This window comes from Parabacteroides timonensis (assembly GCF_900128505.1).
Taxonomy (GTDB): domain Bacteria; phylum Bacteroidota; class Bacteroidia; order Bacteroidales; family Tannerellaceae; genus Parabacteroides; species Parabacteroides timonensis.
In genome coordinates this window covers 1-2487 of record NZ_LT669937.1, presented here as the reverse complement: position 1 = coordinate 2487, position 2487 = coordinate 1, and the positions used below count along the sequence as shown (strand labels likewise).

At 47.7% G+C, this 2487-nt stretch carries 2 protein-coding genes; both read left to right on the top strand.

Annotated elements, in window-relative coordinates; genetic code table 11:
• Positions 1–421 precede the first annotated feature (421 nt).
• Positions 422–556 carry a hypothetical protein gene (locus BQ7394_RS26390; protein WP_262497509.1) on the top strand — a complete coding sequence of 45 codons (135 nt, stop codon included), beginning with the start codon at positions 422–424 and terminating at the stop codon, positions 554–556.
• A 112-nt stretch (positions 557–668) separates the two neighbouring features.
• Entirely contained in the window at positions 669–2369 is a 1701-nt protein-coding gene (gene ltrA, locus BQ7394_RS00240) for a group II intron reverse transcriptase/maturase (protein ID WP_075555540.1), read from the top strand.
• Positions 2370–2487: the final 118 nt, after the last annotated feature.

Below are 2487 nucleotides of genomic sequence, written 5' to 3'. Positions count from 1 at the left end.
CGTGTGACACGTAAAAGCCGTGTAAGTGATTGTGTGACTATGATTTAATTCATTGATTACACCTGCAATTCCGTTTGCAGTAGTCTGAGAGTACGTGCATTGCGAGTAATCTCTTTGTGCGAAGCTGCTCTGACAAAGTACCCTTTCCGAAAGGAATAGACCGAAGCGTGAGTGGAGGTTAAGGCAGATAACATCGTTCTGCCGAGGGGCGAGACTTGATGGTATGGTCAACCAATGTGAATGTCCGATAAACATCGTTACGAAGAACAAGCCAAATGATGTTGAGGGCTTCGCTCCAAAAGCGAGGCTGTAGGCTTGAACCAAAAGGTGCGCAGTCGGTCAACTCCCTGTCCAGGTGGGGTTGCACGGACATAATGACTGCCGGTGGATAGGACAGACCTAACCCATTATCGTCACTTGCATGGAACGTGGTAAGCCCGTATCTCTCCCCCTCTTTGAGGAGGTAAGCGAGCCGCAAGGCAAGCCTATATGGGGTGCGGGTATAGGAACGTGGAAAAAGCGAATGCCGCTCTGTAATGGAGCGGATACGGATTGACCTCATTGCCATGTATGGCAGGGAGCCACATCATCCGACACGAAAGTGTGCCCACTTCCACAAGGTAACTCTTTACAATAAACTTATAGAACTTCTAAAGAAAGGAAAGCAAATGAACAAATCGAAAGAAAAGTGTGCGCCTGAAAATATGGTCCTCTCTGATACCGAACGTTGGAAAAGCATTGACCGACACAAGGCAGAGGAGTATGTTCGGAAGCTGCAAGCACGTATTGTAAAGGCTCAAAGGGAAGGCAGACACGGCAAGGTCAAGTCCTTGCAATGGCTGTTGACCCACTCGTTCTACGGTCGCTATCTTGCCGTAGTCCGGGTTACTACTAATAAGGGTAAAGACACCGCAGGAGTTGACCATGTAAGGTGGTCGTCCGATGCGGCAAAAGTCAAAGCTATTGACACACTCAAACGCCGTGGCTATCAACCGATGCCCCTGCGCCGTGTGGAAATACCGAAGAAGAACGGGAAGAAACGCCCCTTGGGAATCCCTACGATGAAAGACCGTGCGATGCAGGCTCTCTATCTGATGGCTCTCGACCCTATTGCGGAAACGACAGGCGACCAACACTCCTACGGCTTCCGTAAATATCGCAGCTGCCAAGATGCAATAGCCCAGTGTCACAATGTCCTTTCAAGGGATGTTGCCCCCAAATGGATTTTGGAGGGAGACATCAAAGGATGCTTCGACCACATCAGCCATGAATGGCTTCTTAACAATATCCCTATGGATAAGGGGGTGCTGAGAAAATGGCTCAAAAGTGGTTATGTATTCAATGGAAGTCTTTTTCCGACCGAGGAGGGAACTCCACAAGGAGGCATAATCTCCCCAACCCTTGCCAACATGACTCTTGACGGGCTACAATCCCTTGTCCAAAAGGCGGTGAAACCCTATTGGCAACCTACCGCAGACGGACGTAAATGGATTAAGCCCAAAATCAATCTCGTGCGCTATGCTGATGACTTTATTGTCACTGCAAAGGATAAGGAAACAATTGAGGATGTTATCCTGCCCCTTATACGGCAGTTTATGGCAGAACGTGGACTGATGTTGTCGGAAGAAAAGACAAGGATTACTCATATCAGTGAGGGCTTTGATTTCCTCGGCTTCAACATCAGGGAATACAAGTCAAACGGAAAACTTCTGACTAAGCCGTCAAAGGACGCGATGAAGAATTTCTGTGACAAGGTTCGTACGAAAATCAAGAGCAACAAGTCGGCAAAGGCTTCCTCACTTATAAGGATGCTTAACCACATGATTCCCGGATGGGCAAACTATTACCGTTACGGGGCATCATCGAAAGCATTCTCACGTGTGGACTACGAGGTGTACAAGACGCTTTGGCAATGGGCAAGACGCAGGCATCCGAAAAAGGGCAAACATTGGATTAAAGACAGGTATTTCAAACAATTGCATGGACGTGAATGGTGCTTCGCCACTATAACCAAGAACAAGAAGTCGGGTAAGGAAACGACTTTAAGTCTTAAAAGGCTGGCGGACACTCCCATATTGAAGTACGTGCGTGTCAGAACCAATACTAATCCATACGACCCTGCCGATGCTCCTTACTATGCACGGCGCAAGTCAAAGAACACGGAGAACCAACTACGTGAGATTGATGACCTGCTGCGTATGATTTGGATTCACCAAGAAATGCGTTGCCCAATCTGTGGAGAGATTATTGACGATGAACGAAGATGGACGACTATCAAGGAGACTGTCAACGGCAAACCGTTCAAGATTCTCATACACAGTTCATGCAAGAACAAGAAGTTTAACCCTAATAAAATTAGTAGGAAATGAGGCAGAACTATTCCTTCAGTAAGAATGGTAATGCGTTGCTTGAGCCGTGTGAGGGGAAACTCTCATGCACGGTTCTTAGAGGGGAAAGCCCCAGCAATGGGGCTGACCTACTCGACAC